Below are 16,337 nucleotides of genomic sequence, written 5' to 3' on the forward strand. Positions count from 1 at the left end.
AAAGATGGTTTTAACATCTTGTCTTTGGAAAATTGCTAATTATAGAGATGGTAAAAATACTATATCTCTTAGATATTTGTTAGATTAACAATCTTAATTACCATATAAATTGCGACAGCAAAAACCATTAAAGCAAAGACTTTTTGTACAATTGCAGACGGAATAAAACGAATAGCTTGGCGTCCTAACAACATACCGAATGCACATGCGATTGCGAACGCACTAGTGATTGCTACTGGATAGTGAAAACCCTCTGCAATATGCATAACAATACTTATGCCACTAATGAGAAAAATAATCATAAGTGAGGTTGCAACAATGCTATGCATATCCAAATTTGTGACTTTTCTAAGCGCTGGCACAATTACAAAGCCGCCACCAACACCGAGCATGCCAGTTAAAAGCCCCGCAATAATCCCGATGCTCGCAAGAACGCTTCCCGTTTTAAAATTCCAGATAAAGCGTCCCGTACTTGGATTGACCTGACACGGCGGGTTATGAAAGTCTGATACTCGATTACTAATGAGTCGATAACCCACTGTAAACATGACTAAGCTAAACATTAACATGAGCCAGACAGGTGAAATCATGTTAGCTATTAAAATGCCGATATGTGCCATAGGAGCACCAATTAAAGCAATCCAAATAGCAGCACGATAACGAACTATCTTTTTAAATAAGCCTTCAATGGTTCCAATGAGTGTAGATAGCGCAACTGCCAATAACCCAATCGGTGCAGCTTGCGCCACGCTCCAGCCTTGACTGGTCATTAGCGCAGGTACGGCAAGAATACCGCCACCCGCACCAGTAAGACCAAGTAAAAAGCCAATCACAATGCCTTCAACGACAAGTAGTAACATATCAAAAGCCTAAAATTTCATATACATCGTTTGCAGTAGACTGCTGGTTAATGAGTGAGTTGATCTCGTCTTCTTGCGAAGCTTTAACCGCTTCTCAGGGCAAAGCGTTGCTTTACTTATCCTATTCCACTCGAGCACAGCTCTCGTCTTCTTGCGAAGCTTTAGTCGCTTCTCAGGACAAAGCGGTGCTTTGTTTATCCTCTTAACTCGAACATAGTTCTCGTCTTGCGCTCGGGTAAAGATTATTAATCTTTACTTATCCTCGCTCAGGTTTGACCATCCACTCACGGCCTTTGAGCATGCCTTGCCAATAAATCGGCGGTAAAATCCGCTCTTTAAGCAGCCAAGCCAAACGGGAAGGTTTTTGCCCATCAATTACCCATTTTGGAAAACTTGGAAGTAATTTGCCGCCGTAGCCAAACTCAGCCAGAACGATTTTTCCTCGTTCTACCGTAAGTGGACATGAGCCATAGCCGTTGTACTCGCAGAAGTTTTGCTCACCGTTCAGTTGTGCGAGAACATTTACAGCAACGATCGGAGCTTGTGCCCGTGCCGCAGCAGCAGTTTTGGCATTAGGCGCATTCATCACATCACCTAAAGCAAAAATATTGGCATGCTGGGTGTGTTGTAAGGTTTGAGGATTCACACTCACCCAGCCTGCATCATCAGTGAGTGTACTTGCACGAATAAAATCAGGCGCTTGTTGCGGTGGAACAACATGCAACATATCGAAATCAGTTTCGATCAATGCTGCATTTGCATCATTCACCACCTTAAACCATGCTTTTTTTGCAGGCCCATCTACTTTGACAAGTTGATGGTTAAAGTGTAGTTCTGAACCATATTTTTCGACGTATTGCATTAGTGCAGGTACATATTCCTTCACACCAAATAAAACAGCACCAGTGTTATAAAAATGAATAGTGATATCTTTGAGTTTGCCTTGCTTTAACCAGTAGTCAGCTGAAAGATACATTGCTTTTTGTGGAGCACCCGCACATTTAATCGGCATAGGTGGTTGGGTAAAGATTGCCTTTCCACCGTTTAGCTGTTGCACCAGTTCCCATGTATACGGCGCCAAGTCATATCTATAGTTAGACGTCACCCCATTTTTACCTAAGGTTTCGACTAAACCTTCAATGCCATGCCAATTCAGTTTTAAACCCGGACAAACAACCAAAGCTTTATATTGTATGGGTTGGCATCCTTCCAAAATAACCTGATTATGCTCAGGGTCGAATCCAGCAACAGCTGCTTTCATCCATTTCACTTTTGAAGGAATCACACTTACCATTGACCGTGCGGTTACTTGTGGTTTGAAAATACCCCCACCAACCATGGTCCAGCCCGGTTGATAATAATGTGTATCTGCCGGATCAATAATGACAATATCTAAATGAGGTTCACGACATAAAAGACTAGACGCTACAGAAATTCCTGCTGCTCCAGCGCCCACAATCACAACGCTATAACAAGGAATAGTGGCTGGTTCATGGTCACGTTTTAAAATACGTGGCACCAAGCCTTTCAAATTGAACCCAAGCTTATTACCCGATTCAACTAACAATGTTGCATCTTTTGGGGCAATTTCAGCCAAAGCCCATAAACTGATTGCACGCATACCAGTACGGCAATACGCTAAAACAGGTTTTTGGGCATTCTGATAAAGCTTTTTAAACTCAGCAACTTGTTGATCGGTAATTTTGCCACTGGTAACCGGTTGATAGATTACGTTTAGGCCATATTGTTGAGCTGCTTCTTCAATTTCAATTACATTCGGTTGGTCTGCACCTTCTCCATCTGGACGGTTACATATCAGTGTTTTTATTCCTTGGCCTGCAATTTTTGCGACATCATCGGCAGTAATCTGGCCCGCAACATAAAATTCTTGATTAACTCGTTTAAGTTCCATATTGCCACCTTATAATTGTGAAATTGAGCCGCAAGCCTGATTGGCAGGAAGTGCTTTATCGATTTGTTTTGGATATGGCAGATTTAAGTTATTCATTAATTCAATAAAATCTTCGCGCGAGCGATTCTGACCGAGACGTGAATTATTTAAGCGTTCATAACCAATTGTTGAAGACAGACGACCTTTATAATCGTGTCCCGGATACACAATAGTGTCGTCAGGTAGGCTGAAAAGTTGTTTGTGAATACTGTCATAAAGTGTACCTGCATTACCTTGCTGAAAGTCAGTTCGACCGCATCCATCAATTAATAATGCATCACCAGTGAAAATCATGTTTCCTACCAAATAACTCGTACAAGCATTCGTATGACCTGGTGTGTAACGCGCTTCAATACTGAGGTTGCCAACTTTAAGCATGCAACCATCAGTAATTAAAATATCTCCGCAATTTACATCTGAGTTTCGATGTAAAACCGATTTGCAATGAAAACGTTCACGAAGTAAATTTGCAGCAGTAATATGGTCTGCATGAACATGGGTATCTAAGGTATAGATGAGCGTAAATTGATACCGCTCTAATTCTTTTGTATAAATCTCTATATCTGATGCAACTGGGTCAATTAAAACAGCCTCTTGTGTTTCTTTACACCCAAGCAGATATGTATAAGTCGAACTTTCCTGCTCAAAAAACTGCTTAAAGAACATGATTTATACCCTAATAATTTATTTCTTTCCTATATTTTGCAAATAAGATGCCAATTATTTAAAATTAAATAATAAATATAAAAATCAACTATTTAAAATAATAAGTAAAATTAAAGTTAAAAAACAAACGCAGCTTGATGTTCCTTTGAAACTCAAGTATGTTTCAATGAAACGAATGTGAAACGTATGAAATGGCAAAGTTAAATTTTCAGTCAGAACAAGATTTTTTTATTTTATTTGAGCAATTAAAAGCTTTATTCCCAAATGCGAGTCTGTTTTTAGCAGATACAACGACTCAAGCAATTCACTATAAATTTAATACAGATGACATTTCTGTTGAGAGCATGGCAGCGCTTACTCAAGATCATCATAATCAATATCTCGAAATCAATACTCCAAAAATGAGAAAGAGATTTATCTATCAAGAACATGATATTTACATTGCAGAGCATCGGATTATCGGGAAACTACATATTTTACAGCCCGTTAGCATAGAGAATGATATTGCTAATCAAGTAGAGCTAACAGAACAATTGCAAGACTTGGCTAAAGTTTTTAATAGCTGTTCACCAGAAATGGCTCGTATGTTTTCAATTATTCAGAGAGTGGCAATTACTGAGTTTCCAGTGCTTGTCCGCGGCGAATCTGGTAGTGGTAAAGAGCTAGTGGCAAAAGCAATTCATGATTATAGCCAGCGTAAAAATAAGATTTTTGTAGCGATTAACTGTGCGGCCCTCAATGCCAATATTCTAGAAAGTGAACTCTTTGGGCATGTGAAAGGTGCTTTCACGGGAGCAATTCGCGATCATAAAGGCGTGTTTGAACGTGCCGCTGGTGGAACGCTGTTTCTAGATGAAATTGCCGAGATTCCTTTAGAACTTCAAGCTAAATTATTACGGGTGTTAGAAACAGGTGAATTTACTCCTGTAGGTGGTGAAAAACCTATTCAAGCCAATGTTCGCATTATTACAGCAACACATAAAGCTTTACGCGAAGAGGCTAAGGCTGGGCGTTTCCGTCACGATTTGCTTTACCGCTTGCGTGTGATTCCAATTTTTATACCACCACTCAGAGAGCGGAAAGTCGATATTCCACTTATTGTCGATCAGATTTTAAAAGAAAGCTCCACTCAACTCGACACCATGCCTCGTCATGTCAATCAAAAAGCCATGCAAGTTCTTTTAAATTATGACTGGCCAGGAAATGTTCGTGAGCTTAAAAACACCCTACTTTATGCGTTAACCATGGCAAATGGTAAGGATGAAATTGAAGTCGAAGACTTACCCAATGAGCTTTTAAATGCAGATGATTACGTTAAATTGCCTGAGACAAATACAGAACTTACCCCTGAAAATGTACAAGCCGCTTTAGAAAAATATAATCATAACCTAAATATGGTCGCGAATATTTTTGGAATTAGCCGTACTACCCTTTGGCGATATAGACAAAAGCATAAGCTTTAGTTAGGTATTTAGCTCGTCTAAGGCGTATCATATTGCACTTGGTTAGGTTCATTAGTTCAAAGGCTTTATATGATTGTTCGTGATAAAAGCAATGTATTTAAACTTTTATTTGCTTGGAAAGGAACAATTTTACCGAAGGTTTTGCCTGCACTGAGTTTTGTTGTCTTTATTTCAGCATGTGTGGTCTGGCTCTCTTATTATCATTGGATTCAAATTCCTACCGTACCTGCAATTGGATTTACCATCTTCGGTGTGATTCTGTCGATTTGTACGGGTTTTCGAAATAACGCGTGTTATGACCGTTGGTGGGAAGGCCGCAAACTTTGGGGTGCATTAATTGCCAATGCCAGACATATTGTTAGAGACAGCCATGTTCTATCTAATGAACAACGTGAACATTTAATTCATCAGGTCTTAATTTTTAGTAACTTGTTGCGTGATCGACTGCGTCAACAAACAGTCGAACCCACAAAATTTCTTGAGCATGCCTATTTAAATAACACTTCACTTAATTATTTAAATGAGCATATTAATGCCCCTCAGTTTGTACTCGAAAATATTCAAAAAGATTTAGTTAAAATACTAAAAGACGGCGAAATTAGTGACATTATCTACAACACATTGACGCGCCATATTGTTGAGCTAGGCAATATTCAAGCGGGTTGTGACCGAATTGCTGGCACGCCTTTACCCTACTCATATTCAGTACTTTTACATCGCGCGGTTTACTGTTTTTGTTTCATATTACCTTTTAGCCTTGAAGCAGCTTTAGGTATTTGGACTCCGCTTATTGTGGGTTTAATCGCTTATATGTTTTTAGGTTTAGATGCTTTAAGTGCTCAAATTGAAGAACCTTTTGGTTTGCAAGAAAATGATTTACCGCTAGATTCAATTGTACGTTTGATTGAGCGTGAGTCTCTAAGTTCATTAGGGCAGCCATTACCCCCTATTATTGAAGCTGAAAACAACAATTTACTTTAATAAAAAAGAGCGAATCATCGCTCTTTTTTATAGGTTTAAGTGTCTGTTTATGGATGTACAATAATCTTAACGGCTGACTCATTATTATGAATTAAAGTTTCAAAGCCTTGTGAAATCAAATCATCAAGTTGAATACGCTGCGTAATAAAAGGTTCCAGATTTATTTTTCCTTCTTCTACCAGTTTAATGGTTTCTTGATGGTCATTTACATAGGCAATTGTGCCTCGTACATCAAGCTCTTTCATTACCACACTGTGCACATTAATTGATGCTGGGTGACTCCAAATCGAAACAATAACAATAACGCCTGTTGGTTTCACTGCCGCAACCAAAGTATCTAATACCTTGTTAACGCTACTACATTCAAACGCGACATCGACACCATCACCATTAGTGATTTTCATGACCTCAGAAACAACATCAACTTCTGACGGGTCTAAAATATAATCTGCAACACCCGACTCTTTGGCTTTTTCTTTACGTTTTGCACTTAGTTCGGTAATGATGACTTTAAGACCTTTCGCTTTTAAAATTGCCGAAAGCAATAAACCAATTGGCCCCGCACCGCCAACCAGTGCAATATCACCTGCCTTTGCACCACTACGTACGAAAGCATGATGCCCTACCGATAACGGTTCAATTAAGGCTGCCTGATCCAGTGGAATTTTATTGGAAATTGGATGCACCCAACGGCGTTTAACTGCAATTTTTTCCGACAAACCACCGCCACGACCGCCTAAACCAATAAAGTTCATATTTTTGGAAAGATGATAATTATCGCCCGGTCCAGTTGGTACATCATCGGCCACAATATAAGGCTCTACGACCACATGCTGACCAATTTCAATATCATCAACACCTTCACCTACGGCATAGACCACACCTGAAAATTCATGTCCCATGGTAATCGGCGCAGATTCACCTGAAATAGGATGCGGATGTCCACACGGTGGAATAAAAATTGGCCCTTCCATAAACTCATGCAAATCTGTACCACAAATTCCACACCAAGCCACCTTAATACCTACAGTACCGGGAGTGACTTCTGGTTCAGGGATATCTTCAATACGAATATCGCCTCTGTCATAAAAACGTGCTGCTTTCATTATTATCTCCCTCAAATCACGATGTTGTTTTAGCGATAGACTATTCCACCGTCCGTTAAAATGGATTGACCTGTAATATAGTCTGAATCTTCACTTGCCAGAAAAGCAACTAATGCGGCTACATCGTCTGGTGTTTGGGCTCTACCTAAAGCAATGCCTTCCACATACTTTTTATAAGTTTCACCAATTGCTGCACCGGTAATTTCAGCAAAACGTTTATCGATTTCAACCCACATGTCCGTTCCGACAATTCCGGGGCAATATCCATTTACGGTAATACCGTGACTGGCATATTCTTTTGCCGCAGCTTGGGTAAGTGCTCGTACTGCAAATTTGGTTGCCGAGTAAATACCGAGTAAAGCAAAGCCATCATGGCCTGCAATTGAGCAAGCATTAATGATTTTTCCTTTATGTTCACGTTGCTTAAATTTTGCAGCAGCAGCCTGTATTCCCCACAGCACGCCACCAATATTAATATCAACAATTTTTTGAAATTCATCCGGTGTGATATCCGCAATCGCTTGAACTTGTGCAATTCCAGCGTTATTAATTATGACATCAAACCCACCAAGTGTCTGCTCAGCATGATTTATAGCGGCATATACTTGCTCGCGGTCACTGACATCAGCAATAAAAGTGCTCGCATTTACACCTAAAGCCTGAATTTCCTGCTGCACATCATTCAGTTGATCTTGTTTCATATCAACTAATGCAATATGTGCCCCTTCTTGCGCCAAGCGCAGGGCAATCCCACGGCCTATGCCTTGAGCTGCCCCAGTCACTAAAACGACTTTATTTTTTAATCCCTTAACCATGTTCAACTCCTGTAAATGTAGAATTTCTACATATGAATCGCTCGTTGCATTGAGGCCAAAATGGATTCATGCATGGCTTCTGATAAGGTTGGATGCGGGAAAATCACTTGAGCTAAACTTTCATCAGTTGCTTCTAAATATTTAGCAATGGCAAAGCCTTGAATATGTTCAGTCACTTCATGGCCGACCATATGTGCACCAAGTAATTCACCCGTCTCTGCATGTATCACCGTTTTCACAAAACCTGATGCATCACCAATTGCCAAAGCTTTGCCATTTGCTGTTAAAGAAAACTTGCCGATTCGTATAGGTAAATTCTTAGCTTTTGCTGCATTTTCCGTTAAACCGATACTCGCCACTTGTGGATGAGTAAAAATACAACCCGGAATCTGGCTACGATCGAGTGAATGGACGTTTGCTACACCAGCAATTTTCTCAACACATATCATGGCTTCATGGCTTGCTTTATGAGCGAGACACGGCGCTCCAGCAACATCACCAATTGCATAAAGCCCTGCTACGTTGGTTTTACAATAGTCATCAATTGCCACAAAACCTTGTGGATTGAGTTCTACACCTAAACGTTCTAGTCCTAGCCCCGTGGTATTAGGCTGTACACCAATTGCCGAAAGCACGCGGTCAAAAACAAGCGTTTGAACGTCACTTGCTGTTTCAACCACACAGTGGACTTGCTCATTTTCAATCTGAATACTTTGAACGACAGCATCGGTTAAGACTTTCATACCTTTTTGTTCAAATTGTTTTCTGACAAATTGGGCAACTTCCGCATCTTCAGTTGGTAAAATCTGCTTGGCTAAATCAATAAGCGTGACCTGACAACCCAAATCTTGATAAAGGCTAGCAAACTCACTACCAATTGCACCTGAACCTACAACCAGTAAACTTTTCGGTAACTGCTCTGGAACAAGCGCTTCTTTATAGCTCCAGACATATGTTCCATCGACAGGAAGTTGAGAAACATGTCGGGCTTTAGCTCCAGTTGCCAAAATGATATGTGGTGCACTCAAATCCTGACTGTTACCTTGAGCATCGGTCACTTCAATTTTTTCTTTAGCCGTAAGCTGAGCACGGCCATTAAACACTGTCACCTGATTCTTTTTAAGTAAATAATCGATGCCTTGTACTAACTGAGCTGATACTTGTCGGCTATGTTGCACAAGCTTTTGAATATCAAAATCGAGTTGAGATACCTGAAAACCAAACTGTCCGGCATGTTTAAACTGAGTTGCAAGCTCTGCCCCTGCAAGCAAAGCTTTGGTTGGAATACAGCCCCAATTTAGACAAATTCCGCCTAAATGTTGCTCTTCTACAATTGCGGTTTTTAACCCGAGCTGGGCTGCACGAATTGCAGCCACATACCCACCCGGTCCCGCGCCAATCACAATTAAATCAAATTGAGCTTCTGACATGCGGGTTCTCCTACACCAAAATTAAAGCAGGGTTTTCAACAAACTGCTTAAAGCTGGCCAAGAATTTCGCCCCAACCGCACCGTCAATGACGCGGTGATCGCATGACAACGTTGCTGTGACAATCTCACGAACCACTACATTGCCATTTTCAACAACAGCACGTGATTCAGAAGCACCTAATGCCATAATTGCACCTTGCGGTGGATTAATAATGGCATCGAACTGTTTAATGCCTAACATTCCTAAATTTGAAATGCTAAAGCTACCGCCCTGAAACTCATCAGGTTGTAACTTGCCAGTCTTGGCACGCGTTGCCAAATCACGCATGTCATCGGAAATCTGTGCTAAAGACTTCTGATTTGCTGCTTTTACAATGGGTGTAATTAAACCGTTTGGAATCGCTACGGCCACCGAAATATCCGCTTGAGAGAACTGTAAAATTGATTGAGTCGCCTCATCAAATTGAACATTCACTTCAGGTACTTTAATCAGCGCCGCTGCCGCTGCCTTAATTAGCATGTCATTAATAGAAAGTTTCACTTGTGGAACAGTCTCATTAATCTGCTTACGTAGTTTTTGCAAAGCTTCTACGTTTAGATCGACCACTAAGCGGAAATGCGGTGCATTACGTTTTGCAGCCTGTAACCGTGAAGCAATCGCTTTACGCATACCATTCATAGTAACCGTAGTAACAGTCGATTGTGGTTGAGCAGCACATTGCACAAGTTGTTCATTTACCGACGTTGGGTTATTACGATAGTAAACCGCTTCAACATCTTCTTTACAGACACGGCCACGAGTACCTGAAACACGGCAGTCATTTAGGTTAATGCCCCACTGCTTTGCTAAACGACGTGCTACAGGTGTCGCTAAAACTTGGCTATCATCGGCCGTAGATTTAACCACTTTAACTTGAGTTTGCTGCTTAACATCAGGCCACTGACCACCAGCAGCCTGTACAGCCTTCTGGATGTCTTGAACACTAATACGTCCTTCACGACCAGAACCTGTGACTTTTGCCAAGTTTACATTGTGTTTTTCTGCAAGCTTCAAGGCATGCGGCGTTGCAAACAACTCATTAGATGTTTGATAGCCTTGTAATGACCCAGGTACAGCGTAGTCATCTTTCGCTACCTTTGCAGGAGCTGAAGCACTAGCTGCTACAGTCTGTGGCTGTTCTGCTTTTTCAGCAACAGGTGCAGATGTTTCTGGTTTACTTTTCTCCGAAGGTGCTTCAGGGGCTTTAGCTGCTGAACCACCTAGTGATGCAATAAACTGCTCAATTTCTGCATCAGAAACTTCACTATCAGCACATATGGCAATAAGGCCACCGACGGGTAAAGTATCACCATCTTTCGCTAAAATTTTACGGAGTGTTCCAGCAAAAGGCGCTTCTAACACATTGACGATTTTTGTGGTTTCAATTTCACAAATTTCATCGCCCTTATTAAAGCTATCACCTTCTTTAATCAACCATTGGGCGATCGTGCCTTCTTCCATGGATAATCCCCATTTCGGGATCTCCAGCGTTTTAATTTCGCTCATCCTAAGCCTCCAATGTTTTTCGTACAGCTTGCTCAATACGCTCTACACTTGGAATCCATTCTTTTTCCAAAACTGGAGAGAATGGAACAGGCGTATGTGGTGGCGTTACGAGTTCAACAGGTGCTTTCAAATAGTGGAAACCTTTCTGTGCAACTAGTGCAGCCACATCATGACCAAAGCCACAGCGTGCCGCTGATTCATCCACAATAACCACACGCCCAGTTGATGCAACAGACTCTAAAATTCCTTCTTCATCCAGAGGTGAAATTGTACGAGGGTCTACCACTTCAACCGAAATGCCATCTTTTGCTAGTTTATCTGCTACTTCATTGGCACGGTGTACCATCAAGCCTAAAGCAATAATGGTCACATCTGTCCCTTCACGGGTGTAATTTGCTACACCAAAAGGAATGGTATAGGCATCATCTGGAACTTCGCCTTTAATGTCATAGAGCATTTTATGCTCACAGAACACTACAGGGTCGTCATCACGAATGGCCTGAATTAATAGCCCTTTCACATCATATGGGCTAGATGGAACCACAACTTTTAAGCCCGGAACCGCGGCAAATACGTTATATGGTGACTGAGAATGCTGGGCTGCCGCAGAAAAACCTGCGCCAATCATGCCACGTACAACCATTGGTGCTTTTGCTTTTCCGCCAAACATATAACGGAATTTAGCGGCTTGGTTATAGAGCATGTCATGACACACGCCGTAGAAATCCATAAACATTAAATCAGCAACAGGACGTAAACCTGTTGCAGCAGCACCAGCGGCCATACCAATAATTGCAGACTCGGTAATTGGCGTATCAATCACACGTTCTGAACCAAACTCCGTCCATAAACCTTTGGTTACACCAAGTACCCCACCGAAGCCTTCAAGCTCGTTCTCTTCGGTATTTTTACCGCCGTGCCCACCACGAACATCTTCACCAACAACAAATACGGTTGGATCACGACGCATTTCTGATTCAATGGCTTCTTTAATTGCATTACGAAAACTTTTATTTGGCATCTTTACTATTCCTTTAGTAAGAGACATAGACGTCAGTAAGGAGTTGTTCTGGTTTTGGATAAGCCGCAGCACGAGCTTTAGCAACGGCATCATCAACATTTGCCTTAGAAGCTGCATCAATCTCGTCTAGTTTGGCTTCATCAATTTTGCCTTTGACTTTTTCGCGGAAAATTTTCAAAGGATCTTTATTTTCTTTGATGAACTCTACTTCTTCTTTAGAACGAATCAAGCCAGGGTCACCTTCGAAGTGGCCATAAAAACGGTTTGTAATGGTTTCAATCACACTTGGACCTTCACCACGACGTGCACGTTCAATAGCAGTTTGAGCGGCTTCATAAACGGCAAAGAAGTCTGTACCATCAACTTTAACTGCAGGTAAACCAAAACCTGCGGCACGACCAGCAATGTCTTTGCTTCCTACTGCGTAATCATGCCCTGTTCCTTCACCAAAGCCGTTATTTTCGAAAACGAAAATTACTGGAAGTTTAAGTACAACAGCCATATTCATCGCTTCAAAAGTAAGACCTTGGTTTGAGCCACCGTCACCTGTAAAAGACAGTCCGACCCCACCAGTCTTTAAGGTTTTCGCTGTCAACGCCGCACCAATTGCTAAAGGAGGTCCACCACCCACAATCCCGTTGGCACCGAGCATACCTTTATCTAAATCGGCAATATGCATAGAACCGCCTTTTCCACGGCATAGCCCGTCATCTTTACCGAAAATTTCCAGCATCATGGCGTGAATGTCACAACCTTTTGCAATACAGTGTCCATGTCCACGGTGTGTTGAAGTGATATAGTCTTTGTCGGTTAAATTTTCGCAAATCCCGACTGCTACAGCTTCTTCACCACTGTATAAGTGAATAAAGCCAGGAATATCACCATTGGTATTTTCTTCGTGAAGTCGATCCTCAAATTCACGAATATCGCGCATGCGTTTATATGCTGCGAGTAATTGCTCTTCCGTTAATTGCATATCCTTTTCCTTTATTATCTTGATTATTAAAATCAACCAAGTTTCAGCGAGAGTTATATATTTCGCTATAAATAATAAAGCTCAATTTAATTTAATATGCTATTAGACTAAAAAGTTTTAAATGGTTTTTATGGATATTATTTTTTATTTTTCAAAAACTTGTACAGCAAAAATAAAATTAAAAAATTTTAATACATTTCATTGGCTTGTGAAACAAACCTTTAACCAACCTTTATTAATTTATAATATTAGCTGTGTACTACGCTCATTAATAAACTCATGTCCTTTATTTAAATTATAAGGATTTTTATTATATAGAGTCTAGTTAAATATTATTTAATATAAAATGGAATTTTATATATGGACTTAAAAAGGCAAATAGAAACTGGTATTAAATTAAGAGGAGCGGATAAAGTTGCTCGCATTCCGATTAAAATTCTACCTACAGAAGAGTTACCGACTAAACCTGACTGGATTAGAGCCAAAATAACCGATTTTGAAGAAATTAACCGCATAAAAAATTTGCTACGCCAACAAAAGTTACACAGTGTTTGCGAAGAAGCGGCGTGTCCAAATTTACCGGAATGTTTTGGTGGAGGTACGGCAACATTTATGATTATGGGCGATATTTGTACTCGTCGCTGCCCATTTTGTGATGTCGCTCATGGTCGCCCAAAACCGCTAGATGAAGATGAACCTAAGCATTTGGCAGAAACAGTCGCAAATCTAAACTTAAAGTATGTCGTGATTACCTCTGTAGACCGCGACGATCTACATGATGGCGGTGCTGCACATTTTGTAAAGTGTATTGAAGAAATTAGGAAACGTTGTCCAGAAACATTGATTGAGATTTTAGTACCAGATTTTCGCGGTCGTTTAGAGACAGCGCTTTCGACTTTGAGTTTATCTCCTCCAGATGTGTTTAATCATAATATTGAGACGGTTCCTCGTTTATATAAAGCGATGCGCCCAGGTTCAGATTATCAACATTCACTAGAGTTACTTAAACGTTTTAAAGCATATTGTCCCGATATCAAAACCAAGTCTGGCCTGATGGTTGGATTAGGAGAAATTGAGGCTGAAGTGCTTGCCCTACTCAACGATTTAAAAGACTATCAAGTCGATCTTGTCACGATTGGACAATATCTTCAGCCTTCAAAATCACATGCGCCTATTCATCGGTTTGTAAATTTACAAGAATTTGAACGATATACCCGACACGGTAAGCGATTAGGTTTTAAAAATATTTGGAGTGCACCTATGGTTCGTTCTAGCTATTTTGCTGATCGACAATATTTCGGAGAAGAAGTGCCAAAGCCTTTCAGCCGACAAGATGTCTTATCTTAATGATTAGGCAATTAACAAAACTTATCCAATAGGATAATGGTCAAGACTTATAAAATTATTTAAGGTAAGGAGATAACTAGGAAATAGTCACAATAAGAAAGTTATAGATGTTGAGCGGCTACGGATACGCCATTTCAATGATAAAGGAATTTCGATATGGATATGTCAGAACAATTATCATCGCCTTTAATAGATACTACTCCGTCCTTATTTCGGCCGGAATCCTCATCTCATTCTAAACAATTAGGAAAAAAACCATCACTTGACCTTGAAGCAGCACCTTTGTTTGATCTGGGTGAGGAATGGGAACACTCATTATTTGGTCGTTCGATTCACGAGTGCCATCGCAACTTAATGCATATTGCCGAAGATGCCGATATGGCCATTGGTGTGACTGATCCTCATGGTACTCTACTTTGGACATGGAGTAGTCATCCTATGCGCTCATCGGCAGAGCAAGTACACTTTGTCGAAGGCGGCCAGTGGTCTACTCAGGCTGTAGGCCAAAATGCCATTGGTTTAGCATTAAATACACATTCTGCAAGCTGTGTTTACTCACATGAAAACCAAATGAATAGTGTCAGGGACTGGGTCTGTTATGCAGCACCGATTACCGATACAAATACAGGTCAGTTTTATGGAATTATGAATTTATCGACCAAATATCAAAAACATAATTCACTTGGAGTTTTAGCAGTAGAGCGTTGTGCTGACATTGTTAAACAAGCAATTCAGCTTCATCAGAAAAATATCCTATATATTAAAGCTTTCGGCACTCATAAAGTTCAATATAACCAACACAGCCTTACATTGACTCAACGTCAAATTGAGATTCTGTGTATTTTAACTCTTTGTCCCGAAGGGATTAATCTTGAAGAACTTCACTATGCTCTATATGGTGATCGACCTGTAAGTACCACCACTTTAAAAGCAGAACTTTCTCAACTCAGAAACTTAATACCCGATGTTATCGAGTCACGACCATATAGACTTAACTGCGAAATTCAATGTGATTTTTTAATGGCCGAACAAGCCTTAAACCTTGGTTTTACATCAACTACGCTTACACTCTATAGAGGAAGTTTCTTAGCCAAATCAGAGAGTCCTTTTTTATGTGCATGGAGAGATTGTTTTGATGCTCGTTTGAGTCATGTGATTTATCAAATTGAAGATATTGATCAATTATTGCGAGTAGTCAGTCGTGTACCAGACCGGGTAGATGCTGTTGAACGTTTACTTGAATTATTACCCGAAGAAACACCTTATCGAACTAAACTCTTAAAGTTGCTCGAATAAAATAAAAGGGAGAATATCCATACGATATTCTCCCTTTTTAAGGCTAGATCAAGCAGAGGCTTGAAGCTGTACCCTATAGCAGTCGTCCAAAGCTAATTCATAATATCGCAGCCCTTCTTCAGCAGCATGAAATGCTTTTTGCTGCCAGTCAGGACGATCATTGCATAAGCGCTTAATCAGCTCCATAGCTTCATATGGATGAAGATCATCGTAATGTGCATGAGCGCGCAACCAAGCTAAAGAACGTTTATCAATCGTTACTTCAGGGTGATCTGTATAAGTATGAATACCTTTATACACCTGAATAGACCAATCTCCAGTTGCCCACTCAATCGCCAAATTTGTTGCAGCCAGACATTCTGCCAAATTGCCTCGATGACTCATATTCCATAGAAAATGGTTTACAGCATTCATAGCAGCGGGTGGTCGTACATGATCAAGTTCTTCAACTGTTAAGCCAAAACCTCCAGCCCAATCGCGATACCATTTTAAGTGTCGCTCTTCTACCTTAATATTTTGAATTAACCAATCTCGCGCTTCAGTAACTCCCGGTTCAGAAAATCCAGTCGCTTTCCCCAATGCTCCAGCCATATATGACGGGAAATGGGCGACTAATGGATAGAAATTAAGTAGAGCATAACGGAAACTATCTAGGCTCAATCCCCCATTGGCCATTTCCGTAAAAAACGGATGTTTACTCACCCGTTCTTTAGCTGGTAACAGGTCGTCCCAGAACCGTTGTGACCATCCATTATGCGGCGTAATTTCTAAATTCATTCCATATTGATTTAGAGCAGTCATTGCTAATTTTCCTATTTATATGACAGCAATCATCTGTATTTCACGCTATAAGTCTATCCGAAAATGATAAAGATACAA

General features: G+C 40.6%; 14 protein-coding genes. 4 read left to right on the forward strand and 10 right to left on the reverse strand.

What is annotated here, in order from left to right:
* Positions 1-68 precede the first annotated feature (68 nt).
* From ACYU0V_RS09210 to ACYU0V_RS09220, 3 genes are all read right to left on the reverse strand, one after another.
* On the reverse strand, positions 69-860 hold the full coding sequence (locus ACYU0V_RS09210) for a sulfite exporter TauE/SafE family protein (protein WP_262441107.1): 792 nt from the start codon (positions 858-860) through the stop codon (positions 69-71).
* A gap of 256 nt (positions 861-1,116) precedes the next feature.
* On the reverse strand, positions 1,117-2,772 hold the full coding sequence (locus tag ACYU0V_RS09215; RefSeq protein WP_410468393.1) for a bifunctional protein tyrosine phosphatase family protein/NAD(P)/FAD-dependent oxidoreductase: 1,656 nt from the start codon (positions 2,770-2,772) through the stop codon (positions 1,117-1,119).
* Between the two features lie 9 nt (positions 2,773-2,781).
* Positions 2,782-3,477, reverse strand: a complete 696-nt coding sequence (locus tag ACYU0V_RS09220) for an MBL fold metallo-hydrolase (protein WP_461847078.1) — start codon at positions 3,475-3,477, stop codon at positions 2,782-2,784.
* Between the two features lie 191 nt (positions 3,478-3,668).
* Between ACYU0V_RS09220 and ACYU0V_RS09225 the strand changes: the two genes are divergently transcribed.
* Entirely contained in the window at positions 3,669-4,940 is a 1,272-nt protein-coding gene (locus ACYU0V_RS09225; protein WP_461847080.1) for a sigma-54 interaction domain-containing protein, read from the forward strand.
* Positions 4,941-5,009: 69 nt separating this feature from the next.
* On the forward strand, positions 5,010-5,921 hold the full coding sequence (locus ACYU0V_RS09230; RefSeq protein ID WP_461847081.1) for a bestrophin family protein: 912 nt from the start codon (positions 5,010-5,012) through the stop codon (positions 5,919-5,921).
* A 47-nt stretch (positions 5,922-5,968) separates the two neighbouring features.
* Here ACYU0V_RS09230 and ACYU0V_RS09235 read toward each other — a convergent pair whose 3' ends face one another.
* Genes ACYU0V_RS09235 through ACYU0V_RS09260 form a run of 6 tightly spaced genes read right to left on the reverse strand, consistent with a single transcriptional unit; the run spans position 5,969 to position 12,815 of the window.
* Entirely contained in the window at positions 5,969-7,027 is a 1,059-nt protein-coding gene (locus ACYU0V_RS09235) for a 2,3-butanediol dehydrogenase (RefSeq protein WP_000642313.1), read from the reverse strand.
* Between the two features lie 29 nt (positions 7,028-7,056).
* Positions 7,057-7,842 carry an acetoin reductase gene (locus ACYU0V_RS09240; protein ID WP_461847100.1) on the reverse strand — a complete coding sequence of 262 codons (786 nt, stop codon included), beginning with the start codon at positions 7,840-7,842 and terminating at the stop codon, positions 7,057-7,059.
* Between the two features lie 26 nt (positions 7,843-7,868).
* Positions 7,869-9,272 carry a dihydrolipoyl dehydrogenase gene (gene lpdA / locus ACYU0V_RS09245; protein ID WP_461847102.1) on the reverse strand — a complete coding sequence of 468 codons (1,404 nt, stop codon included), beginning with the start codon at positions 9,270-9,272 and terminating at the stop codon, positions 7,869-7,871.
* Positions 9,273-9,282: 10 nt separating this feature from the next.
* Positions 9,283-10,818 (reverse strand): 2-oxo acid dehydrogenase subunit E2, encoded by a 1,536-nt coding sequence (locus ACYU0V_RS09250; RefSeq protein ID WP_461847104.1) that lies wholly within the window; start codon positions 10,816-10,818, stop codon positions 9,283-9,285.
* A gap of 1 nt (position 10,819) precedes the next feature.
* Positions 10,820-11,839: an alpha-ketoacid dehydrogenase subunit beta gene (locus tag ACYU0V_RS09255; RefSeq protein ID WP_004792520.1), complete on the reverse strand. Its 1,020-nt coding sequence runs from the start codon at positions 11,837-11,839 to the stop codon at positions 10,820-10,822.
* A 13-nt stretch (positions 11,840-11,852) separates the two neighbouring features.
* Positions 11,853-12,815, reverse strand: coding sequence for a thiamine pyrophosphate-dependent dehydrogenase E1 component subunit alpha (locus ACYU0V_RS09260; RefSeq protein ID WP_001177517.1), 963 nt, complete (start codon positions 12,813-12,815; stop codon positions 11,853-11,855).
* Positions 12,816-13,175: 360 nt separating this feature from the next.
* Between ACYU0V_RS09260 and lipA the strand changes: the two genes are divergently transcribed.
* Together lipA and ACYU0V_RS09270 are read left to right on the forward strand one after the other, a co-directional pair.
* Entirely contained in the window at positions 13,176-14,162 is a 987-nt protein-coding gene (gene lipA / locus ACYU0V_RS09265; RefSeq protein WP_032034987.1) for a lipoyl synthase, read from the forward strand.
* A gap of 156 nt (positions 14,163-14,318) precedes the next feature.
* A complete protein-coding gene (locus ACYU0V_RS09270) occupies positions 14,319-15,458 on the forward strand; it encodes a transcriptional regulator (protein WP_206221544.1) in 1,140 nt (379 codons plus the stop codon).
* 48 nt (positions 15,459-15,506) lie between these two features.
* Here ACYU0V_RS09270 and ACYU0V_RS09275 read toward each other — a convergent pair whose 3' ends face one another.
* The gene (locus ACYU0V_RS09275) at positions 15,507-16,259 is read right to left on the reverse strand and encodes a TenA family transcriptional regulator (protein WP_017399558.1); all 753 of its coding nucleotides are present in this window, start codon (positions 16,257-16,259) and stop codon (positions 15,507-15,509) included.
* Positions 16,260-16,337 lie beyond the last annotated feature (78 nt).

The sequence above is a fragment of the Acinetobacter sp. X9 genome, from assembly GCF_054889255.1.